The organism is Rhodococcus jostii NBRC 16295, from assembly GCF_001894825.1.
Taxonomy (GTDB): domain Bacteria; phylum Actinomycetota; class Actinomycetes; order Mycobacteriales; family Mycobacteriaceae; genus Rhodococcus_F; species Rhodococcus_F jostii.
The window spans coordinates 167,330-188,258 of sequence record NZ_BCWY01000002.1; the positions used below are offsets into that span (position 1 = coordinate 167,330).

Genomic DNA, 20,929 nt, shown 5'->3' on the forward strand with positions numbered 1-20,929 from the left:
TTCACCCTCGGACTCGCCAACACGATCGGGACGTTCGGTGGAGTGGTGCTCAACATGAACGTTGTCGCCTGAACTCAACTGCCCGTCAACACAACTCCACCCTTGATGCAACCCCGCTGTCCGTTCGACGGCGGGGTTGCGTCGTGTGTGTCGAGCACGTGCGCCGGGATCCGGAGCGCAACTTTCCCATCCTCGCCCATGCGCCGAGAATTTCACCCTTTTTCGGTAAACGAGAATGGGTGATTTTATTCGGGGAATTCACGTGCGCGTGTCGCCACGAATTCTTCGGACTTGACTTAGTGTCATCCGCAACGCGCACGGACAGCGCGCAACCACCCCTTCCGAGGGGCGACGATGGAGGTCATGATGCTCGGACTGCTCGGGGCGCTCAACAGCGGTGTCACACTCGGATTGGCCAACACGATCCTGACCTTCGGCGGGGTAGTGCTCAACCTCAATATCGTCGTCAACTGACGATCGGAATCCGTCCGTCCAGGGCCGGCGGTACCGGCTCACAGGAACCTCCCAGGAAACCTACAGCGACGATCCAGCGTCACGAGTGATGATGGGTTACGTGAATGAGAAGCCTGTCGAAGCCCGCGTCCTCGTCGTCGACGACGAACCGAACATCCTCGAGTTGCTCTCCGTGAGTCTCCGATTCCAGGGATTCGAGGTGGCGACGGCGTCGACCGGGGCCGAGGGACTCGACACGGCGCGCACCTTCCGTCCGGACGCCGTCATTCTCGACGTCATGATGCCGGGAATGGACGGGTTCGGCCTGCTCAAGCGGTTGCGCGCCGACGGTGTGGACGCTCCGGTGCTGTTCCTCACCGCGAAGGACGCGGTGGAAGACAAGATCAGCGGCCTCACCCTCGGCGCGGACGACTACGTCACCAAGCCGTTCAGCCTCGAAGAAGTGGTGACCCGGCTTCGCGTCATCCTGCGACGGGCCGGCAAGGTGTCGGTGGAGGAGCAGTCCGCCCGCATCAAGTTCGCCGACATCGAACTCGACGACGACACGCGGGAGGTCTGGAAGGCGGGCGACCTGGTGTCGCTGTCTCCGACGGAGTTCACGCTGCTGCGGTACTTCATGGTCAACGCCGGCACGGTGCTGAGCAAGCCGCGGATCCTCGACCACGTCTGGAACTACGACTTCGGCGGAGAGGTCGGGGTGGTCGAGTCGTATGTGTCCTACCTCCGCCGGAAGGTCGACACCGGCGAGACGCCGCTGATCCACACCCTCCGCGGAGTCGGCTACGTGATGCGAGAACCGCGGCGATGACCGCTCCCGCGACTCCCCGGGACTCGGCCACTGCGGCCGCCGCTCCCGCCCCGAACAGGCCTGCGCGGCGGTGGATCCGCTCGATGCCGCTGCGATTCACCCTCGTCGGCGCGGTGCTCCTTTTGTCCGCGCTCGGGCTTCTCGCGTCGGGAGTCGCGGTGACGTCGGCACTCGAGAATTCCCTCACCGGTCGCGTCGACCACCAATTGCACGACGCAGCGCAGGGGTGGGCGAAGCCCCGCGAGGCGCGTCCGCTGCCTCCGCCGGACGAACCGAATCCCGGCCGGCCCCCGAGTCCGTTCTACGTCCGGGTGACATCGCCGAACGGCACCCTCCTGCGGGAGATCAACGACGAATCCGTGTCGCCGGCCCTACCCGACGATCCCGCGACGGTGCCGGTGACGGTCGGCTCGGACGACGGTTCCGACGTGCGGTGGCGGGTGCTGACCACGACCGCGCCGGACGGCACCGAGACGACGGTCGCGATGACCCTCACCGAGAACGACGAAACGGTGAACCGGCTGATCGTGCTGCAACTCATCATCGGTGTGGTGGTGCTGATCGCCCTGGGAGTGGTCGCGTACTTCGTCGTCCGGCGCAGCCTGCGCCCCCTCGTCGAAGTGGAGGAGACCGCCGCCGCGATCGCCTCGGGAGACTTGCACCGACGCGTCCCGGAACGGGACGATCGTACCGAGATCGGACGACTGTCCGTGGCGCTCAACGGAATGCTCGCGCAGATCCAGCACGCGTTCGCCGCCACCGAGGCATCGGAGGAGTCGGCGCGGCGGTCCGAGGAGAAGATGCGGCGATTCGTCGCCGACGCGAGCCACGAGCTGCGCACCCCGCTGACCACGATTCGCGGGTTCGCCGAGCTGTATCGGCAGGGCGCGATGACCGACACGGAAACCCTGATGAGCCGCATCGAAGGGGAAGCGTCGCGGATGGGACTCCTGGTGGAGGATCTGCTGATGCTCGCCCGGCTCGACGCCCAGCGTCCCCTCGAGACCCGGCCCGTCGACCTGCTGTCGGTCGCCTCGGACGCCGTGCACGGCGCGCGTGCCGTTGCCCCCGACCGCTCCATCGCGCTCGACGTCCTGCCCGGTCCCGGCACACCCGAGGTGATCGGGGACGAGGCCCGGCTGCGACAGGTCCTCGGCAACCTGCTCGCCAACGCTGTCAAACACACCCCCGCGACCGCCGACGTGACGGTGCGGCTCAGCACCACCGAGGAGAGCGTCGTGCTCGAGGTGGCCGACACCGGACCGGGCCTCGGCGAGGAGGACGCCGCCCGGGTGTTCGAGAGGTTCTACCGCACCGACGCGTCCCGCACCCGGGAGAGCGGCGGCAGCGGGCTGGGGTTGTCGATCGTGGCGGCCCTGGTGGCGGCCCACCGCGGGTCGGTGACCGTCGACAGCCGACCCGGCGAGGGCGCCACGTTCCGGGTGGAACTGCCCCGGTCGAGCTGACCGTCAGTCGGGAACGTTGTCCCCGTGACCGAGTTCGCGCAGCGCTGCTTTGAGCTTCGTCTGCGCCTCGTCGAGCGATTCCTGCGACGGATTCTGCTCGGCGTTGCTGATGTTGAAATCGCCGAGATCGTAGGCCGGGAACACGTGCACGTGCAGGTGGGGCACCTCGAGGCCGGCGATGAGCAAGCCCGCCCGCGGTGCGTCGAACGCCGGTCGGACGGCCTGCCCGACGGTGCGGGCGACGTCCATGACCTTGTTCCAGATCTCACCGTCGACGTCCTGCCACTGGTCCACCTCCTTGCGCGGTACGACCAGGGTGTGGCCCTGGGTGACGGGGGCGATGGTGAGGAATGCGACGACGTCTTCGTCCTCCCACACGAAACGTCCGGGCAGATCTCCGTTGATGATGGCGCTGAATACAGATCCCATGGCCGACATTATGCGGCTTCGCCGCCCGTGAGTACTTATTAACCTCCCGCAGTTAATAAGTACTCACGGGCGCGAAGCGCACAGGAAACTCCCAGCCTCCGTCCAGAGTCATCGGAGCGTAGAGGCCGAATCTTGGACACATGACGACGAATTCCCTCTCCCGCGCACCGGGTGCCATGAGACGAATCGAGATTTCCGAGACCTCGCCCGTGCTCGACGTTGTCGTGCCGGTCTACAACGAGGAAGCCGGACTCGAACGTTGCGTGCGCCGGCTGCGGCGGCACCTCGACGAGAGCGTCCCCTACTCCGCCCGCATCACCATCGCCGACAACGCCAGCGTCGACGCCACCCTCGCCGTCGCGGACCGGCTGGCCGAAGAGATCGACGGCGTCCGCGTTGTGCACCTCGACGAGAAGGGTCGTGGCCGCGCCCTGCGCGCGGTGTGGAGTGCCTCCGACGCCGAGGTGGTCGCGTACATGGACGTCGACCTGTCGACGGATCTCAACGCGCTGATGCCCCTCGTCGCCCCCTTGCTGTCGGGGCACTCGGACATCGCGATCGGCTCCCGCCTCGCCCGCTCGTCACGGGTGGTCCGCGGTCCGAAGCGCGAATTCATCTCCCGCAGCTACAACCTCATCCTTCGCAGCGCATTGCACGCGCGGTTCTCGGACGCGCAGTGCGGGTTCAAGGCGATGCGCGCGGACGTCGCGCAGCGCCTCCTGCCGCTGGTCGAGGACACCGGGTGGTTCTTCGACACCGAGCTGCTGGTGCTGGCGGAGCGGGCAGGCCTCCGCATCCACGAGGTCCCCGTCGACTGGGTCGACGACCCGGACAGCCGCGTCGACATCGTCGCGACCGCCGTCGCCGACCTCAAGGGCGTGTGGCGGGTGGGCCGGGCCCTGTCCACCGGTTCGCTGCCGATCGGCAGCCTGCGCGACAGCTTCGGTCGCGAACCCCTGGTTCCCGGGGTTCCCCGCGGCATGGTCGGGCAGCTGGCCCGGTTCGCGGTGATCGGCGTCGCGTCCACCGTCGCGTACGCGCTGCTGTACCTGATACTGCATCCGATCTTCGGCGCGCAGTGGGCCAACGCCGTCTCACTGCTCGTCACCGCCGTGCTCAACACGGCCGCGAACCGCGCGTTCACCTTCGGTGTGCGCGGCTCCGAAGGCGCCGCCCGGCATCAGCTGCAGGGCATGTTCGTGTTCGCCTTCGGACTGTTCCTCACCAGCGGTTCGCTGTTCGTCCTGCACTCGGCGGCCCCCGACGCGTCCAAACACGTCGAACTCGCCGTCCTCGTCCTCGCCAATCTCGTTGCCACCATCAGTCGTTTCATAGCCCTTCGCTGGGTGTTCCGGAACGCTCGTCCCGAAGGAGCTCACGCATGACCACGACCCTCGAAGAACCGAAGGTCGATTCGCCCCCACCACCGCCCGCGCGGAGGCGCTGGGAACCGTGGGCGCTCGGCGCACTCCTGGTGGGAACCGCGGTGGCCTACATCTGGGGGCTCGGCGCCTCCGGCTGGGCCAACTCGTTCTACGCCGCCGCGGTGCAGGCGGGATCGGAGTCGTGGAAGGCGTTCTTCTTCGGGTCCTCAGACGCCGCCAACTCCATCACCGTCGACAAGCCGCCGATGTCGCTGTGGCTGATGTCGCTGTCGGTCCGGATCTTCGGCCTCAGTTCGTGGGCGATGCTGGTGCCGCAGGCGCTGCTCGGCGTCGGTTCCGTCGCCCTGCTGTACGCCACGGTGAAGCGGTGGTTCGGCGCCGCGGCCGGTCTGCTCGCGGGTCTGGTGCTCGCGCTGACGCCGATCGCGGTGCTGATGTTCCGGTTCAACAACCCGGACGCCCTGCTGGTGCTCCTGATGATCGCCTCCGTGTGGGCGATGCTGCGGGCCGTGGAGGACGGACGCACCCGGTGGATGGTGCTGACCGGCGTGTTCGTCGGCTTGGGATTCCTGACGAAGCAGCTTCAGGTGATGCTGGTCGTCCCGCCGCTCGCTCTGACGTACCTCGTCGCGGGGCCACCGAAGTTCGGTAAGCGCCTCGCCCAGTGTTTCGCCGCGCTCGGAGCGATGATCGTCTCCGCGGGGTGGTGGTTGCTGATCGTCGAACTGTGGCCGGCATCGTCGCGGCCCTGGATCGGTGGCTCGCAGAACAACTCGATCCTCGAACTCACGCTGGGCTACAACGGCCTCGGCCGGTTGAACGGTGAGGAGACCGGCAGTGTCACGCCCGGCGGCAGTCGGGGAGACGCCGCATCTGCCATGGGCGGCGCCGGCGAGGCCATGGCGGGCGGCGGCATGCCCGCGGGCGGTCCCGGCGGCGGGGGCGGAATGTGGGGAAGCACCGGCATCACGCGCATGTTCGAATCGGCTCAGGGCGGTCAGATCGCGTGGCTGATCCCCGCGGCACTGATCCTGCTCGTCGCCGGTCTCGCACTGCGCGGCAGGGCTCCCCGCGTCGACACCCAGCGTGCGTCGTTCCTCGTGTGGGGTCTGTGGCTGCTCGTCACCGGACTGACGTTCAGCTTCATGGCGGGCATCTTCCACGCGTACTACACCGTGGCACTCGCACCGGCGGTGGCCGCGCTGGTGGCGATCGGATCGGTGACACTGTGGCGTCGCCGCGACGCGCTGTGGGTGCGTGCGGTTCTCAGCGTGACGCTTCTGGCCACCGCCGCGATGTCCTGGGTTCTGCTCGGACGTAGCGCGTCGTTCGTGCCGTGGCTGAAGTGGGCGGTGGTCGTCGTCGGAGTTGTCGCTGCGGTTGCCGCGCTGATCCCGGCACTGACCCGCGGCCGGATCGCTGCCGTGGTCACGCTGGCCGCGCTGTTCACCGGACTCGCCGGACCGACGGCATACGCCGTGAACACCATTGCGACGCCGCACACCGGCTCGATCGTCTCGGCGGGACCCACCGTCGAAGGCGGGCGCGGTGGTCCCGGCGGAATGGGTGGACCCGGCATGGACGGAGCCGGACGCATGGGCGGCCGAACGGATGGCGCGGCCGGTGCGGCGATGCCCGCCATGCCAGGCGGTGCGGCACCGGGTGCAACGGACGGTGCGGCAGCAGGTGCCGCCGACGGCATGGGTGCCGTGGGCGGCGGCGCTGCCGGGGGACTTCTCTCCGGCAGCACCCCCGGCACGGAACTGGTGTCGCTGCTGGAGCAGGATTCCGGCAACTACACCTGGGTGGCCGCGGCCATCGGATCGAACAGCGCCTCCGGCTACCAGCTGGCCACCGAGGACCCGGTCATGCCGATCGGCGGTTTCAACGGCAGCGATCCCTCACCGACGCTCGAACAGTTCCAGCAGTACGTGGCCGACGGCAAGATCCACTACTTCATCTCCGGCGGCCGAGGCGGCGGAATGGGTGGCGACGGCACGGCCTCGGAAATCTCCACGTGGGTGCAGGCGAACTTCACCGCCGTCACCGTCGACGGCGTGACCCTGTACGACCTCACGTCCTGATCCAAACCCCCTGTGAGTACTTATTAACCGCGGGCGGTTAATAAGTACTCACAGGGGGTTTCAGAGGTCGAACGCGATCTCGGGCGTGCGGCAGATGAGCAATCTCCGTACGAGGCCCGAATCGTCGAGTTGCGCCGAAGTGTTGAACGAGGCCTCGAACTCGCCGTTCCGGGTGGTGCGTCCCAGAGCCAGCTCGAGTTCGCCCACCCGAGCACCCGCGAGGATCTCGTGCACCAGCACACTCTTCTCGCGTTGCTGCAGGTACCCGACCAGGCCTGCTCGGTCGCCGACGAACTCGGCGGCCTTACCGCCTCCGGTGGAGAACTGAATCGACATCCGGAAATCGTCGGTGATCATGTCCAGGACGCGGTCGGGGTCGTCCGAATCCATGATCGCGAACCACGCGACCAGGACGGGGGTCGGTGAGGTTCTCCGATCCAGGTCAGTCGCGCTTGCCATGTGCCAACTCCTTTGTGAGAATGCTGAACTCCGTGTCGAAGGACACCTCGTAGGCATCGATGGTGCCGTCGTCGACGTGCATGGCGGCGAGGAAGTAGCCGGTTGTCTTCGTCTCGTTTTCGATGACGGAGCCGTAGGCGAACTGGACGTCGCCGGCGCTGCTCGTCCGTAGCAGCACGTGCCGTCGATCGACCGGGGGTCGTCCCCGCAGGTAGCTGAGCATGTCGGCGCGGCTGTAGCCGCGACGGACGGTACCGGGAAGGACTATGGCGAACTCGATCGATTCGTCGAGCAGCGCCACCGCGTCTTCGATCCGGCCGCTGTCGAGGATCGCGTAGTACTGCTCGATCACGAGTGCATCGGTCATGAAATGAACTTAGTTCAACATGGGCGGGTCTGTCGAGAGTCCTTGCCGACTCGGGTTCTGCGAACCTAAACTAAACTGAACTCACGTCAATTCATAGGAGAGTTCAATGCCGTCCTCCCACTCCCGCCCGTGGCCCGAGACCGAACCCTCGGCGATGACCCCCGTCGCCGAGCACGACGACATCCGGGACATGCTTCGCCGACTGCTCGACCGGCATTCGACGCTCGAGGACAGTCGCCTCGCCGCCCGATCCGAGGTCGGCTATTCCCCCGAGTTGTGGTCGCTGCTCGTCAAGGAGATGAACGTCGCAGCGTTGACGGTGCCGGAGGACCGCGGTGGCCTGGGGTTCAGCGTGGTCGAACTCGGGATCGTGCTGGAAGAATGTGGGCGCGCGCTGGTCTGCGAACCCGTACTCACGTCCGCGACATTGGGGGTCCACGCCTTGCTCGCGGCCGAGCGGTCGTCCCGGGTCGAGGAACTGCTCGAGCGGGTCGTCCAGGGCGAACTTGTCGCCACGGTGACCGCCCTGAGCGCGCAGACCGATTTCGTCGACGTCACCCGCGTCGGCGACCGGTGGTCGGTGTCCGGCCGTGCAACGAATGTCGTGCAGGGCGGTGCGGCCGACGTCGTCGTGGTACTCGGGCATGCCGAAGACGGACCCGGCCTGTACGCGGTCGATCTGCGGACCGCGCCGGTGCGGCGAACGGAACTTCCGGTGGTCGACCCCAGTCGACGGCAGGCGAATCTGCTGTTCGACACAGCGGACGCGGTTCGTCTCGTCGGACCTGAGAACGCACTGCGCACGGTCGAAGAATTGCAGAGCCTCGGAGTGATCGGGCTGGCCTGCGAACACGTGGGGATCGTCGCGCGATTGCTCGACAGCACAAAGGAATACACGATGCAGCGCCGTCAGTTCGGGCGAGCGATCGGCTCTTTTCAGGCCGTCAAGCATCGGCTGGCGAGCACTCTGGTCGAGCTCGAGAAGGCCCGATCGGCGGCGCGGTATGCAGCCGCTGTGTTTGCGGAAGACCCGGGCGCCGCGGCACTTCCGGCCGCTGTCGCGGGTGCGGTCTGCACTGACGCCGTGATTGCCACCGCGTCGGAAGCTGTGCAATTGCACGGGGGAGTGGGCTTCACCTGGGAACATGCGGCGCATTCCTACGTTCGCCGCGCCCTCGGAGACGAACCGCTGCTGGGGGATTCGCGGGCGCACCGCAGTCGCGTCGCGGATCTCGTCGGACTCTGAAATCGGGCCGGCTGCCGTCGGCTGAATCGAAAGCTCTTCGTCCGCGCTATTGACGGACCAGCTTCCACCCAGTAGAACTGAAGTGAATCCAGTTCAGTTTCATTCTTCGAAAGGACCCCGACATGGTGGACACCGACCACATCGTGCTCGAGAAGGACGGCGACGTCGCCCGCGTGTGGCTCAACCGCCCGCACAAGAAGAACGCGGTCACCGTCGAGCTGCTACATCGCCTCGACGAGATCATCGTGGAGGTCGACAACGACCCCAACCTCAAGGTGCTGGTCCTGCGTGGACGTGACGGCACCTTCTGCTCGGGATTCGACCTCGACGAGCTGCGCGAAAAGTACGTCGGCTCCACCACCGCGATGGATGTCGCGGTGCTGTCGGCCCGGGTGTGCGACCGCCTGTACTCGATGAACACCCCCTCCGTCGCGGTCCTCGAAGGATTCGTCACCGCAGGCGGTTTCGAGCTGATGATCTCCTGCGACTTCGCGATCGCCGCAGAGGACGCCCGGATCGGCGACTTCCACATCCGCCGTGCGCTGTTCGGTGGGGCGGGCCCGATCTACCGCCTGCCGCGGATGATCGGAGTTCGCAAGACCAAGGAGCTCATGCTCACCGGCAAGCTCCTCACCGGTAAGGAGGCGGAGGCGTTCGACCTGATCAACGCCTCGGCTCCGGCCGAGGATCTGGACAAGCTTCTCGCCGAGTTCATCGCCCCGATCGTCGACAAGAGCCCGTTCATGATGAAGCTCACCAAGATGTGCATCGACCGCGGTCTCGACGCGGACATCCAGTCGCTCATGGTGATGGAGCACCTCGCCGTCGGCAACGCGCTGCAGTCGGAGGACGCCCGAGAAGGCGTGAACGCCTTCCTCGAAAAGCGTGAGCCGAAGTGGGTCGGTCGCTGATCCGAGCTCGACAACGAATCCCGAGGAGAGAATGAGGATGGGCGAGACACACACCGCGCCGGCGCTCGAAGCAGGCCGCTGCTCCCACTGCTCGACTGTCGCGTTCCCGGCCACCCGCGTGTGCTCGAGGTGCGCCGGGACGGCGATGTCGCCGTTCACCGTGAGTGCACGCGGAACGGTCTGGGCGTACACGGTTCAGCGGTTCGCCCCGAAATCTCCACCGTATGTCCCGCCGCCGGACGGCTTCTCGCCGTTCGCGGTCGGATACGTCGAACTCCCCGAGGGAATCAGGATTGAAGCCGTGCTCGACTGCCACGACTTCGACGAGTTGGACGACGGGGCACCGGTGACCTTGGTCGCCACGGTGCCGGTGCCCCGGTTCGCCACCGACGCCTATCTGAAGGAGACCCGCTGATGTCCACCGTGTCGATCATGGGGGCCGGACTCTCGAAGTTCGGACGTCAGCCGGACAAGAGCGGTCGCGGACTCGCCCTGGACGCGATCGCCTCCGCCTTGTCCGACGCCGGCATCGCGTGGACCGATGTTCAGGTCGCATTCGGTGGCAGCGACGGTTCCGGGCTCGCCGACACCCTGGTGTCCGAACTCGGACTCACAGGAATCCCGTTCACCAACGTCAAGAACGGTTGCGCGACCGGTGGTAGCGCGCTGGTGTCGGCCGTCAACGCCATCCGCGCGGGCGCCGCTGACATCGCACTCGCGGTCGGCTTCGACAAGCATCCGCGCGGCGCCTTCGACCCGGCGCCGGAGGATTGGGGTCTGCCCGTCGGCTACGGCGAGGCAGGTCTCATGGTGACCACCCAATTCTTCGGCATCAAGATCGCGCGGTACATGCGCGAACACGGGATCAGCGCGCCCACCCTGGCCGCCGTGGCGGAGAAGGCGTATCGCAACGGCTCGTTGAATCCGAATGCCTGGCGGCGTGAAGCCCTTTCCGCTGAGGCGATCGCCGCCGCAGACATGGTCAACGACCCGCTGACCCGGTACATGTTCTGCTCACCCGGCGAGGGTGGTGCGGCTGTCGTCGTGGCGAGTGAGGCTGCCGTCCGGCGCCTCGGCGGAAGGCCCGTGCAACTGCGGGGGATTGCGGCCGGCACCCGCCGGTTCGGCTCCTTCGAAGTGTTCGGTCCGGCAATACAGGGCGAGGGAACCCCACCCAGCGTGAGCACGTCCACCGCCACCGCGGCGTTCGAGCAGGCCGGACTCGGCCCGTCCGACGTGGATGTGGCGCAACTCCAGGACACGGAGAGCGGCGCCGAGATCATGCACATGGCCGAATGTGGATTCTGCGAGCACGGCGAGCAGGAAAAGCTGATTGCCGCGGGCGAGACGGAGATCGGCGGGCGGATCCCGATCAACACCGACGGTGGCTGCATCGCGAACGGGGAACCGATCGGCGCGTCCGGCCTCCGGCAGATACACGAGATCGTCACGCAGTTGCGCGGGGAGGCCGGTGCCCGACAGGTCCCCGGAAGCCCGCGCATCGGATTCACCCATGTCTACGGTGCCCCCGGGATCAGCGCCTGCACCGTCCTGTCAGTCTGAGGAAGAGCCATGAATCAAGCAACGATGCCCGACATGGACCAGTTCGTGGACGACGCGCGAGCGTGGCTGAGGACGGTCGCCGAACCGCGCACCCAGATCAAATGGGGGGTGGGATCCGACTCGGTCGCCGTCTTCGAGAATTGGACCGCGGAGCAGGAGCGCGACGAGACCGACCACATCCGCACGTACGAACAGACGAAATTCGACGCCGGCTGGGGTTCGATGAACTGGCCGGTCGAATACGGTGGGCGCGCTCTGCCGATGTCCTGTGTGCTCGCATTCCGGCGGGAGGAGAACGCGTTCGACGTGCCACGCCGCACCGAAATGTTCTCGGTGACCCAGCAACTGGTCGCGCCCGCCATCGCCCAGTGGGGAACGCCCGAACAGCGCGAGCGGTACGTGCGGGCGATGCTGCGCACCGATATCATTGCCTGTCAGCTGTTTTCCGAAACCGAAGCCGGATCCGATCTGGCGGCGGTCCGGACGAGGGCGGTCGAACGGGACGGCCGGTGGACGATCACCGGACACAAGGTCTGGACGTCCGGCGCCCGGGTCGCCGACGTGGGGGTCGCGGTGTGCCGCACCGACCCCGACGCGCCCAAACACGCAGGCCTCACCGTCTTCCTGGTCCCGATGGATGCCCCGGGAGTCACCGTCCGGCCGATCCGCCAGATGACCGGGGGCAGTTCCTTCAACGAGGTCTACCTCGACGGCGTCGAACTGTCGGACGACTACCGGCTGGGGCCGGTGGGCAAGGGCTGGCCGGTTGCCTTGACCGTACTGGCAGCCGAGCGCCTCGACGCCGGGAATCTCGGCCTGGCCAACGCGGATCAGGCTGTCGAACTCGCCCGTCACCTGGGCCGCGAACTGTCCGAAATCGAGCGCGACAAGGTCGCGGATCTGGTGACGCGCAGCTACGTCCAGCGGGTGACCGGAATGCGGGTGGCCGCCGCCGTGGTCGCCGACAAGGACCCCGGCCCGGAGGCATCGGTGGGCAAGTTGCTCGCCACCGACACCATGGCGCGAACGTCGGAAGTCGTCCGGCTGTTGCTGGGTCGCGACCTGATCGCCGACTCGGGCGAGTGGGGCACGTTCGCGTGGACCGAGCACGTGCTCGGTGCCCCCGGATACCGCATCGCCGGCGGCACGGACGAGATCCAGCGCAACATTCTCGCCGAGCGCGTGCTCGGCCTGCCGAGGGAGCCCCGCCCGTGAGTACGACGATCATCCTCGACGACCGTGTGGCGCATCGGCTGCGCGAGCAGAACCCGGGCCTGGACGTCGGCCCGCTCGAGCCGTTGCTCGGAGGGCACTCCGGGCTGACCTACAAAGTCCGGACCGGTGACGGCGACCTCGTGGTCAAGGCCGTACCCGAAGGGCAACGCCCCATCGGGCGACACGACATGGTGCGCCAGGCGAGGATCATGGAAACGCTCGGGGCCACAGAGGTTCCCGTGCCGCGCATCGTCGCCGTCGACGAGAGCGGCCCCGCGTGGTTCGCGATGGAGTGCGTTGCCGGGGAATCACTCGAGCCGGTGCTCGATACGCCGCCGGTCGAACCGGCCGTCGCGGCCGCGCGGATGCGCCGGGCCGCGGCGGTGCTGCCGCTGCTGCACGCGGTGCCCGTCGACACGATCCCGGCCGCCGGAGATCCGTTGTCGCCCGGCGCGGAGCTGGCCCGGTGGCAACGCACCCTGGACGCCGTTCCCCCCGAGCTCGTCAGTGGGGGCGACGAGTTGCTGCGTCTACTCGCCGCCGAACTCCCCGAGGCGCTCGCGCCGACGCTGGTGCACGGTGACTACCGGCTCGGCAACATCATCGCGCGTGACACGGAGCCGGCGGCGTTGATCGACTGGGAGATCTGGAGCCTGGGTGATCCGCGGGTCGAACTGGGCTGGTTCCTCGTCTTCGCCGACGGTGCGAACTTTCCCGGAGTGGGGCGCGCGGTGCCGGATCTGCCGTCCGAGGACGAACTGATCGACATCTACACCGGGGACGACCCGGCACTGCCGGACATGCACTGGTTCAACGCACTCGGCCGTCTGAAGATGGCGGCGATCATGGGGCACAACCTGCGGCGGCACCGTGAGGGCCGCCACCACGACCCCGATCAGGAACGGCTGCCCGACACCATCTCACAGCTCATTCGCACTGGCACTGCGCTACTCGCCTGATCAGAAAGGACGACACGTGGACTTCGGATATTCCGCACGCACCGAGCGACTGCTCGAGCAGCTACGGACCTTCATGGAAGAGCACGTCTATCCGGCCGAGGCCGTGTACGACGAGCAGATCCGTACAAATGCCAACCCCCATGAGCAGCCGAAGGTCATGCTGGACCTGCAGGCGAAGGCACGAGAACTCGGCTTGTGGAACCTCTTCATGACGCACGGCGAGTGGGGCGCCGGGCTGACCAACCTCGAGTACGCCCCCCTCGCCGAGATGGTCGGCCGCTCGATGATCGGCAACGAGGCCGTCAACTGCTCGGCACCCGACACCGGCAACATGGAAATTCTCGCCATGTACGGCACCCCGCAGCAGCAGTCGCGCTGGCTGGAGCCGCTCCTCGACTGCTCGATCAGGTCGGCGTTCGCGATGACGGAGCCGGACGTGGCGAGTTCGGACGCCACGAACATCACCTCGACCATCCGCCGCGAGGGCGACGAGTACGTCCTGAACGGCCGGAAGTGGTACACCTCGGGCATTCTCGACCCCGACTGCAAGCTCGTCATCTTCATGGGCAAGTCCGATCCCGAGGCTCCGACGTACCGGCAGCAGAGCATGATCCTGGTGCCCGCGGATGCCCCCGGCATCGAGGTGCTCCGCGATCTGCCCATGTTCGGCTACCACGACCGGCTCGGTCACGGCGAGGTCCAGTTCACGGACGTGCGGGTGCCGGCCGACCACATGCTCGGCGCCGAGGGCGACGGGTTCGCGATCGCGCAGGGCCGACTCGGTCCGGGACGCATGCACTACGCGATGCGGGCGATCGGCATGGCCGAACGCGCCCTCGAACTGATGTGCCGACGAGTGCTGCAGCGCACTGCATTCGGCGCACCGCTCGCCGACCGCGGTGTGGTGCGGGAGTGGATTGCGCGTAGCCGGGTGGAGATCGATCAGATCCGGCTGCTGGTCCTGAAGTCGTCGTGGCTGATGGATACCCGCGGCAACGCCGCTGCCCGTTCGGAAGTGGCCGCGATCAAGGTGGCCGCCATGGAGATTGCTCATCGCGTGGTCGACCGCGCCGTCCAGGCGCACGGCGCCGCAGGAGTGAGTGACGACACGATCCTGGCCCGGCTCTACGCCATCACCCGTGCACTGCAGATCGCCGACGGCCCGAACGAAGTCCATCTGCGCACGGTCGCGCGCCTCGAACTGAAGAAGTACGCATGAACACGACTGAAGAGTTGAAGGGCAAGGTCGCACTGGTCACGGGCGCCACCCGGGGGCTCGGATACGCCATCGCCAGTGGGCTGGCCGCCGCGGGAGCCACCGTGATCGTGTCGAGCCGCAAGGAGGAGGCATGCGTCTCCGCGGCCCGCGCGATCACGAAGGACACCGGTGGAATCGCCGAACCGCTGGCACTGCACGTCGGGAGGTGGGACGCGATCGAACTCGCGGTCGACCACATTCTCACGCGGTTCGGAAGTCTCGACGTCGTCGTGAACAACGCCGGAATCGCGCCCCTGTCCCCGACCCTGGAGTCGGTGTCGGAGTCGCTGTTCGACAAGACGATCGAAGTCAACCTCAAGGGCCCGTTCCGGCTCATGGCGGTGGCCGGTGCCAGGATGAGCGCCGCCGGAGGCGGCTCGATCATCAACATCTCGAGCATCGGCGCGCTGCGGCCCAGCCCACCCGAGGCGATGTATGCGGCGTCGAAGAACGGGCTCAATGCGCTGACGATGGCCTTCGCGCAGGAATACGCGCCCCGGGTGCGGGTGAACTGCATCATGCCGGGCGGATTCGCCACCGACATGGCGGCGGACTGGGACGACGAGTTCGTCGGGAAGATCGTCGACCGGCTCCCGGCCGGACGTCTGGGGCGTCCGGATGAAATCGCCGGCCTCGTCGTGCATCTGGCCGGTGACCGTGCCGGTTACACCACGGGCGCGATCATCCCGGTAGACGGCGGACGCACCGCCGTCTACTGACGCGGGTGCCACGAACACGAGTAGGAGCCAACCACATGCAGGTACCCGAGCTGTTCCAGCTGAGCGGTCGCGTCGCCGTCGTCACGGGTGCGTCCTCCGGATTGGGAATGGGATTCGCGCGGACGCTGGCCTCGGCCGGCGCCACGGTCTTTGCGGCCGCTCGCCGAGTCGATCGGCTCGCGGCACTGGCCGAGGAGGTCGACACCGTGGTCCCGGTCGAATGCGACATCACCGTCGACGCCGACCGCCGCCGGCTCGTCGACCGCGCCCGGGAGCGAACCGGCCACGTCGACGTCCTCGTCAACAATGCCGGTAAGCCCGGACCTCCGAACGCGGAGGACGAAACCGCCGACGGGTTCGCGTCGATTCTCGACGTCAACCTCGCGGCGGGTTTCCATCTCGCCACGTACGCCGCGTCGGCCGTTCCGGAGGACGCGGGGATCTCGATCATCAACATCTCCTCGGTGATCGGGTTGGTGTCCACCGCTCCCATCGGCGGTGCGAGCTATGCGGCGTCGAAGGCGGGCATCCTCGGTCTGACCCGCGAACTGGCGGGTCAGTGGGGCAGGCGGGGCGTCCGTGTCAACGCCGTCGTTCCCGGATGGTTCGATACCGAAATGACCGACGGACTGTTCAGCAATCAGCGTTCAGCCGACTGGGTGCGCCGCAACACGATGCTCGGCCGCGGTGGCCGGGCGGGTGAAGTGGACGGTGCCGTGCTGTTCCTCGCATCTGATGCGTCGTCGTATGTCACCGGACAGACGCTCGTCGTCGACGGCGGCTGGGCAGCCAGGTAGAGGACAGTGGCCATCGAGACGATGCGAGCCGTGCGGTTGACCGCCTGGGGCGAACCCGCGCAGGTCCTGCCTGTCCGGGTCCCAGAACCGCAGGGCGCCGAACTGCTGATCGAGGTCCGGGCGGCGGGGCTCTGCAGATCCGACCTGCACGTCATGGACGCACCCGCCGGTGTGTTCGACTATCCGCTGCCCCTCACGCTCGGGCACGAGGTGGCCGGAACCGTTGTCGGCGCGGGCCCCGACGCCGACAGGTCGTGGATCGGCGAGTCCGTGGTGATCCACGGCGTCTGGTCCTGCGGGGCGTGCCGCAACTGCAGTCGGGGCCGGGAGAACTACTGTCACGAACTGCGTCGGCGGGCGGACGGCCGGCTTCCGGCGATCGGCAACGGTCTCGGCTACGACGGCGGTCTGGCCGAGGCGATGATCGTTCCGTCGGAACGGTTCGTGGTGCGCACCCGGGGGCTTGCTCCCGAGAGTGCCGCCCCGCTCGCCGATGCGGCCCTGACCGCCTACCACGCGATCCGCACGAACCGGGATCTCGTCGACGGCCACTCCGTCGCGGTAGTGGTCGGCGTCGGTGGACTGGGCCACCTCGCCGTCCAGATTCTTCGTGCCCTCGGCGCAGGCACCGTGTTCGCCGTCGATCCGCGTCCGGAATCCCGCGCGCTCGCGATGCGGCTGGGAGCCGACGCGGTGTTCGCCGACATCGCCCGGATCACTCAGTCGATCGACGCTGATGTGGTCTTCGATTTCGTGGGTTCACCGGCCACCACGGAGGCGGCTGCGCAGTTGCTCGGTCCCGGTGCCCGCCTGGTCACCGTGGGCAGCGGGGGAGGCCGGCTGACGGTCGGCAAAGACCTCGGACTACCCAACGGCTGGCAGGTCAGCGCCCCGTTCTGGGGAACGCGCGCGGATCTCGAGGCGGTGATCGACCTCGCGCATCGAGGGTTGCTGAGCGTCGAATCGACGGCGTACCGGTTGGACGACGCCCTCGACGTATACGACCGGCTGCGCCGCGGAGCGATCCGCGGGCGCGCCGTCCTCGTGCCGTGACCGGAGAAAAGATTGCGCGATGCTGCGTGTGATGACTGAGAATGACAGTGGTTCGGTAAACAGGAGGTCTGCGAGATGTGGGAGTTGGCTCGCGAATTCGTTGCTCGCGCAAAGAATTCGCCGGATGAGATCGCGGTCGTCGACGCCTCGGGCGAGTACACCGCTGCGAGCGTGGTCGCGGCGGCGACCGAGCTCGCCGCACTGTTGGACACCACCCCCGGGGGATCGCCCACCGTGCTCGTGCAAGCGGACAACAGTTGGCGGACACTGACCGCGGCACTCGCGGTCGGTCTGCGGGGCGGTGTCGTCGCCGTGTTCAGCAGGCATGCCACCCCGTCGGAGTTCGCTGTGGCCCTCCACGACATCGCGCCCGACGTGGTGATCGCGGACCGGGAGTCTCTTGCCCACTGGGGTGTACCGGACGACCGCTTCGGTGAAGAGTCGACCGCACTGGGCGGCTGGGCGGTGCGCTGGTCGCGATCACCGGTCAGCGATGTCAGGCGGTGGAACGGCGGGATCGCGATCGCGATGACGTCCGGGTCGACCGGGCATCCCAAGTGCGTGGTGCAGTCGGAATCTGCGATCCGGTACGCGTGCCGTTGCACGATCGACGCGGTCGGCCTCGAACCCGGGGATCCGATTGCCGCATTCGTCCCGCTCTCGTCGGTGGCCGCATTCTGCTTCGGGCTCTACCTCCCCGCGATGCTGGCCGCGCCGATGGTCTGCATGGACGGCTGGAAGCCTGCAACCGCCCTCGAGGTGGTGAGGAAACACCAGGTTGCGTGGACGATGCTCGTCCCGACCATGGCGCTCCAGCTGGCTGTCGCGCCGGACGCGGCGGGCGCGCTGACCTCTCTGCGAGCGATGACCGTCGGCGGCGGCCCGATGGATGCCGGCGCGCTCGGTCGCGCCGAGCAGACGCTCGGGACGACGTTTCTGCGGGTGTTCGGTATGTCCGAATGCCTCGGGCACACCACCCCGCTGCCCTCGGACGAGCCGGCCGTACGCCTGGGCCGGGACGGTCGTCCGTTCCCCGGCACCGTTGTCCGAGCGGTCGACGAACAGGGCGCGCCACTGCCACCGGGGCGGGTGGGCGATGCCGAGGTCGCCGGACCGTCCCTCTTCGTCGGTTATGCCCGAGCCGGGGCTCCCGCACCGCCCGAACTCACGGCGGACGGATTCCTGCCCACCGGCGACCTCGTCGAAGTCGCGGAGGACGGGAGCATCCGGGTGATGGGGCGGCAGAAGCAGATCATCATTCGCGGGGGCCGCAACATCGATATCAACGAGGTCGAGGCCGCCATCGCGGGCATCCCGACCGTCTCCCAGGTGTGCGTGGTACCGGTGCCGGACGAGCTCCTCGGTGAACGCGCCGCAGCCCTGGTCGTGAGCACGGGTGCACCGATTACCCTCGGTGAGGTGACCGCGCACCTCGGAGAAGTCGAGTTCCCGAAGTTCAAGTGGCCGGAGTTCGTCTTCACGATCGACGATCTGCCGCAGAACCGCGTCGGGAAACTGTCTCGACCGGATGCGGTGGACCTTGCAACGCGCCTGCTCGCCGGTACCGAGAGCCACTGATCTCGACCCGACTTGACCTCAGTTCAGGTAGTCTTACCGGTACCGACCCGACAACAGATGGATGGGGATCCCGTGTCTGTAGAAGCCATGACGCTCCGCGATGGTCCGCGTTCCAAGCGCGGGCTCATCCTCACGGCCGCGATCGAACGCTTCGGGGAAGTGGGCTTCGAGCACACGAAGTGGGCGTCGATCGCCGACGAGGTCGGTATCGGCCAGACGGCGCTCTACCACTACTTCGAGTCCAAGGCTCACTGCCTGCTGACCATCATGCGTCTCGAACTGGCGGAGTCCCTCGAGCGATTCACGGCCGCGATCGAGGGCGTCGACGATCCGGTGGAGGCGTTGGGTGCTGCCGTCACCAGTGCGCTGGAAGCGACCCCGCGGGACGCCCTGCAGCGTCGCATCCTCCAGAGCCACATGGATCTGCTCGCCACCCCACGCCAGTCCGAGAAGGAAGAAGCCGAGCGCCAGACCTCACGTGCGCTGGTGAACTCGATCGAAGAAGCGTGGTCTCTCCTCATTGCGAAGGGGATGGGCGCCGGAGTCTTCGCCGACGCCGATCCACGTCTGATGGCCCGGTTGGTCCTCGGACTCGTCGTCAGCGTGTGGCGTTGGTACCGGCCCGATGGCGACATGAGTCTCGACCAGCTCAACCGACACGTCCGCGACACCACTCTGCGTATCGTCCGCGCATAACGCGCGGCGTTCGTGGAGTGGCTTCCGCGCGCGCTCACTAATTGAACTTAATTCAGGTCAGTATTGGAGTGATGAATGTACAACTTGATCGTCTTGGCCGCCCGTCCCCACGACTGGAGCCACGAGCAGTTCATCGAGTGGTGGCGCGGGGAACATGCCGACGTGACCTATCCGCTCCCCGGCCTGCGGCGATGGCAGCACACCGAAGTGCTCGACGCGATGGACGACAGGTCCCGGGAATGGGACGGCGTGTCGATCCTGAGCTTCGACTCCCGCGAGGACCTCGATGCCGCGCTCGCCAGCCCGCAGTGGCAAGCAGCGGTGGACAACGTCGGCCAGATGCGCGGAAAGCGCATCCTCGTCATGGGCGAGGAGAAAACGATGGTCGAAGTGGACAGCGGCACATCATGAGGGCCCGGTGGATGGAGCCGGGCTGCTACGAGGTGGCGCCCGGCGTGCACCGAGTGCCGCTCCAGATGCCTGCCGACGGTCTCGGAGCGGTGAACGTCTACGCTCTCGAGACTCCGGACGGCCTGGCCCTCGTCGACGGTGGCTGGCGAGTCGACACGACCTTCGGGGAGATGGAACGCGCACTACGCCGGATCGGTCACGGCACCGAGCAGATTCACGACATCTACGTCACCCACGTGCACCGCGATCACTACACGTTCGCCGTCGAACTCCGCCGCCGTCACGGTTCACGCGTCCATCTCGGTGTCGCCGAGGCGGACGGATTGGCGGCTGTCGGTGCACTCGGCAGCAACGTCCCGACGAATTCGCTCCACGAACTCCGCCGCGCCGGAGCCCCCGTCCTGGCCGACACCGTCGAGGCGCTGACCGCCGCGGAACCGTTCTACCCCTCGGACTGGGAAAAGCCCGACCACTGGCTCGCCGCGGGTCCGCTCCGGATCGGGCAGCACGCTGTCGATGTCGTGCACACGCCGGGCCATACCAAGGGGCACATGGTCTTTCATGATACGCAGCGCGGACTGCTCTTCAGCGGAGACCACGTACTGCCCTCGATCACCCCGTCGATCGGCTTCGAACTCGGTGAGTGGGACCTGCCCTTGGGGCGCTATCTCGACTCACTGTCCGGATTGCTCGACCGCCCCGATTCGCAACTCCTGCCGGCACACGGAGATCCGACGCCGAGCGTTCACGTTCGCGTCGAAGAGCTTCTCGTGCATCATGACCGGCGATTCGCCGCCATGCGCGACGCCCTGGCCACGCTGGGACCGGTCACTGCGTCGGCCGTTGCGGAGGCCATCCCGTGGACCCGTCGCGAACGGCCGTTCGCCACGCTGGACCCGTTCAACCGGATGATCGCCACCTGTGAGACGCTCGCGCACCTCGACACCTTGGTCGACCGCGGCCAGATCACGGTCCGGAGCCGAGGCGACCGCGACGTCTTCGCCGTTGCCTGAGCGGAACTCCGGGCGACGGTCGACCGTTCGGGCACCCG

21 protein-coding genes are annotated in these 20,929 nt (G+C 67.3%); 18 read left to right on the forward strand and 3 right to left on the reverse strand.

All coding sequences use genetic code 11. From position 1 onward, the window contains the following. Positions 1-565 precede the first annotated feature (565 nt). Both RJ1_RS02215 and RJ1_RS02220 read left to right on the forward strand, forming a co-directional pair. Positions 566-1,282 carry a response regulator transcription factor gene (locus tag RJ1_RS02215; protein WP_170008876.1) on the forward strand — a complete coding sequence of 239 codons (717 nt, stop codon included), beginning with the start codon at positions 566-568 and terminating at the stop codon, positions 1,280-1,282. Positions 1,283-1,365: 83 nt separating this feature from the next. Continuing rightward, positions 1,366-2,748 carry a sensor histidine kinase gene (locus RJ1_RS02220; protein WP_073358256.1) on the forward strand — a complete coding sequence of 461 codons (1,383 nt, stop codon included), beginning with the start codon at positions 1,366-1,368 and terminating at the stop codon, positions 2,746-2,748. A 3-nt stretch (positions 2,749-2,751) separates the two neighbouring features. On the opposite strand, the gene RJ1_RS02225 is transcribed toward RJ1_RS02220, so the two are convergent. After that, positions 2,752-3,177 (reverse strand): HIT family protein, encoded by a 426-nt coding sequence (locus RJ1_RS02225; protein WP_174694934.1) that lies wholly within the window; start codon positions 3,175-3,177, stop codon positions 2,752-2,754. 140 nt (positions 3,178-3,317) lie between these two features. On the opposite strand from RJ1_RS02225, the gene RJ1_RS02230 reads away from it, so the two are divergent. After that, complete coding sequence (locus RJ1_RS02230) at positions 3,318-4,562, forward strand: bifunctional glycosyltransferase family 2/GtrA family protein (RefSeq protein WP_073358258.1); 1,245 nt, start codon at positions 3,318-3,320, stop codon at positions 4,560-4,562. Next, positions 4,559-6,646, forward strand: a complete 2,088-nt coding sequence (locus tag RJ1_RS02235) for an ArnT family glycosyltransferase (protein ID WP_073358259.1) — start codon at positions 4,559-4,561, stop codon at positions 6,644-6,646. Before RJ1_RS02230 ends, RJ1_RS02235 begins: the two co-directional genes overlap by 4 nt. Positions 6,647-6,706: 60 nt before the next feature. On the opposite strand, the gene RJ1_RS02240 is transcribed toward RJ1_RS02235, so the two are convergent. Both RJ1_RS02240 and RJ1_RS02245 read right to left on the reverse strand, forming a co-directional pair. Continuing rightward, positions 6,707-7,105 (reverse strand): hypothetical protein, encoded by a 399-nt coding sequence (locus RJ1_RS02240; protein WP_073358260.1) that lies wholly within the window; start codon positions 7,103-7,105, stop codon positions 6,707-6,709. After that, the gene (locus RJ1_RS02245; RefSeq protein ID WP_073358261.1) at positions 7,089-7,472 is read right to left on the reverse strand and encodes a nuclear transport factor 2-like protein; all 384 of its coding nucleotides are present in this window, start codon (positions 7,470-7,472) and stop codon (positions 7,089-7,091) included. The genes RJ1_RS02240 and RJ1_RS02245 overlap by 17 nt, the downstream gene beginning before the upstream one ends. A gap of 106 nt (positions 7,473-7,578) precedes the next feature. Here RJ1_RS02245 and RJ1_RS02250 point away from each other — a divergent pair, with 106 nt between their 5' ends. From RJ1_RS02250 to RJ1_RS02315, 14 genes are all read left to right on the forward strand, one after another. Beyond that, positions 7,579-8,718: an acyl-CoA dehydrogenase family protein gene (locus tag RJ1_RS02250; protein ID WP_073358262.1), complete on the forward strand. Its 1,140-nt coding sequence runs from the start codon at positions 7,579-7,581 to the stop codon at positions 8,716-8,718. A gap of 122 nt (positions 8,719-8,840) precedes the next feature. Further along, a complete protein-coding gene (locus RJ1_RS02255) occupies positions 8,841-9,629 on the forward strand; it encodes an enoyl-CoA hydratase/isomerase family protein (RefSeq protein WP_073358263.1) in 789 nt (262 codons plus the stop codon). A gap of 37 nt (positions 9,630-9,666) precedes the next feature. After that, the gene (locus RJ1_RS02260) at positions 9,667-10,044 is read left to right on the forward strand and encodes a Zn-ribbon domain-containing OB-fold protein (protein WP_073358264.1); all 378 of its coding nucleotides are present in this window, start codon (positions 9,667-9,669) and stop codon (positions 10,042-10,044) included. Then, positions 10,044-11,192 carry a thiolase family protein gene (locus tag RJ1_RS02265; RefSeq protein WP_073358265.1) on the forward strand — a complete coding sequence of 383 codons (1,149 nt, stop codon included), beginning with the start codon at positions 10,044-10,046 and terminating at the stop codon, positions 11,190-11,192. The genes RJ1_RS02260 and RJ1_RS02265 overlap by 1 nt, the downstream gene beginning before the upstream one ends. Positions 11,193-11,201: 9 nt before the next feature. After that, positions 11,202-12,407 (forward strand): acyl-CoA dehydrogenase family protein, encoded by a 1,206-nt coding sequence (locus tag RJ1_RS02270; protein ID WP_174694935.1) that lies wholly within the window; start codon positions 11,202-11,204, stop codon positions 12,405-12,407. After that, positions 12,404-13,366, forward strand: a complete 963-nt coding sequence (locus tag RJ1_RS02275) for a phosphotransferase family protein (protein ID WP_073358266.1) — start codon at positions 12,404-12,406, stop codon at positions 13,364-13,366. Before RJ1_RS02270 ends, RJ1_RS02275 begins: the two co-directional genes overlap by 4 nt. Before the next feature lie 16 nt (positions 13,367-13,382). Next, positions 13,383-14,585, forward strand: a complete 1,203-nt coding sequence (locus RJ1_RS02280; RefSeq protein WP_073358267.1) for an acyl-CoA dehydrogenase family protein — start codon at positions 13,383-13,385, stop codon at positions 14,583-14,585. Next, on the forward strand, positions 14,582-15,343 hold the full coding sequence (locus tag RJ1_RS02285; protein WP_073358268.1) for an SDR family NAD(P)-dependent oxidoreductase: 762 nt from the start codon (positions 14,582-14,584) through the stop codon (positions 15,341-15,343). The genes RJ1_RS02280 and RJ1_RS02285 overlap by 4 nt, the downstream gene beginning before the upstream one ends. Positions 15,344-15,378: 35 nt before the next feature. Further along, the gene (locus RJ1_RS02290; protein WP_073358269.1) at positions 15,379-16,140 is read left to right on the forward strand and encodes an SDR family NAD(P)-dependent oxidoreductase; all 762 of its coding nucleotides are present in this window, start codon (positions 15,379-15,381) and stop codon (positions 16,138-16,140) included. A 21-nt stretch (positions 16,141-16,161) separates the two neighbouring features. Continuing rightward, positions 16,162-17,193 (forward strand): NAD(P)-dependent alcohol dehydrogenase, encoded by a 1,032-nt coding sequence (locus RJ1_RS02295; protein WP_073358359.1) that lies wholly within the window; start codon positions 16,162-16,164, stop codon positions 17,191-17,193. Between the two features lie 75 nt (positions 17,194-17,268). Beyond that, positions 17,269-18,771, forward strand: a complete 1,503-nt coding sequence (locus tag RJ1_RS02300; protein ID WP_073358270.1) for a class I adenylate-forming enzyme family protein — start codon at positions 17,269-17,271, stop codon at positions 18,769-18,771. An 87-nt stretch (positions 18,772-18,858) separates the two neighbouring features. Further along, entirely contained in the window at positions 18,859-19,467 is a 609-nt protein-coding gene (locus RJ1_RS02305) for a TetR/AcrR family transcriptional regulator (RefSeq protein WP_083400518.1), read from the forward strand. Positions 19,468-19,542: 75 nt separating this feature from the next. After that, positions 19,543-19,878 carry an EthD family reductase gene (locus RJ1_RS02310; protein WP_073358272.1) on the forward strand — a complete coding sequence of 112 codons (336 nt, stop codon included), beginning with the start codon at positions 19,543-19,545 and terminating at the stop codon, positions 19,876-19,878. Continuing rightward, positions 19,875-20,891: an MBL fold metallo-hydrolase gene (locus RJ1_RS02315; RefSeq protein WP_240319784.1), complete on the forward strand. Its 1,017-nt coding sequence runs from the start codon at positions 19,875-19,877 to the stop codon at positions 20,889-20,891. The genes RJ1_RS02310 and RJ1_RS02315 overlap by 4 nt, the downstream gene beginning before the upstream one ends. Positions 20,892-20,929 lie beyond the last annotated feature (38 nt).

Excerpts from the sequence above, each read along its gene's own strand:
- RJ1_RS02215 (WP_170008876.1), top strand. The coding sequence starts at position 566 with ATGGGTTACGTGAATGAGAAGCCTGTCGAAGCCCGCGTCCTCGTCGTC.
- RJ1_RS02220 (WP_073358256.1), top strand. The coding sequence starts at position 1,366 with ATGCCGCTGCGATTCACCCTCGTCGGCGCGGTGCTCCTTTTGTCCGCG.
- RJ1_RS02225 (WP_174694934.1), bottom strand. The coding sequence starts at position 3,177 with ATGGGATCTGTATTCAGCGCCATCATCAACGGAGATCTGCCCGGACGT.
- RJ1_RS02230 (WP_073358258.1), top strand. The coding sequence starts at position 3,318 with ATGACGACGAATTCCCTCTCCCGCGCACCGGGTGCCATGAGACGAATC.
- RJ1_RS02235 (WP_073358259.1), top strand. The coding sequence starts at position 4,559 with ATGACCACGACCCTCGAAGAACCGAAGGTCGATTCGCCCCCACCACCG.
- RJ1_RS02240 (WP_073358260.1), bottom strand. The coding sequence starts at position 7,105 with ATGGCAAGCGCGACTGACCTGGATCGGAGAACCTCACCGACCCCCGTC.
- RJ1_RS02245 (WP_073358261.1), bottom strand. The coding sequence starts at position 7,472 with ATGACCGATGCACTCGTGATCGAGCAGTACTACGCGATCCTCGACAGC.
- RJ1_RS02250 (WP_073358262.1), top strand. The coding sequence starts at position 7,579 with ATGCCGTCCTCCCACTCCCGCCCGTGGCCCGAGACCGAACCCTCGGCG.
- RJ1_RS02255 (WP_073358263.1), top strand. The coding sequence starts at position 8,841 with ATGGTGGACACCGACCACATCGTGCTCGAGAAGGACGGCGACGTCGCC.
- RJ1_RS02260 (WP_073358264.1), top strand. The coding sequence starts at position 9,667 with ATGGGCGAGACACACACCGCGCCGGCGCTCGAAGCAGGCCGCTGCTCC.
- RJ1_RS02265 (WP_073358265.1), top strand. The coding sequence starts at position 10,044 with ATGTCCACCGTGTCGATCATGGGGGCCGGACTCTCGAAGTTCGGACGT.
- RJ1_RS02270 (WP_174694935.1), top strand. The coding sequence starts at position 11,202 with ATGAATCAAGCAACGATGCCCGACATGGACCAGTTCGTGGACGACGCG.
- RJ1_RS02285 (WP_073358268.1), top strand. The coding sequence starts at position 14,582 with ATGAACACGACTGAAGAGTTGAAGGGCAAGGTCGCACTGGTCACGGGC.
- RJ1_RS02290 (WP_073358269.1), top strand. The coding sequence starts at position 15,379 with ATGCAGGTACCCGAGCTGTTCCAGCTGAGCGGTCGCGTCGCCGTCGTC.
- RJ1_RS02295 (WP_073358359.1), top strand. The coding sequence starts at position 16,162 with ATGCGAGCCGTGCGGTTGACCGCCTGGGGCGAACCCGCGCAGGTCCTG.
- RJ1_RS02300 (WP_073358270.1), top strand. The coding sequence starts at position 17,269 with ATGTGGGAGTTGGCTCGCGAATTCGTTGCTCGCGCAAAGAATTCGCCG.
- RJ1_RS02305 (WP_083400518.1), top strand. The coding sequence starts at position 18,859 with ATGACGCTCCGCGATGGTCCGCGTTCCAAGCGCGGGCTCATCCTCACG.
- RJ1_RS02310 (WP_073358272.1), top strand. The coding sequence starts at position 19,543 with ATGTACAACTTGATCGTCTTGGCCGCCCGTCCCCACGACTGGAGCCAC.
- RJ1_RS02315 (WP_240319784.1), top strand. The coding sequence starts at position 19,875 with ATGAGGGCCCGGTGGATGGAGCCGGGCTGCTACGAGGTGGCGCCCGGC.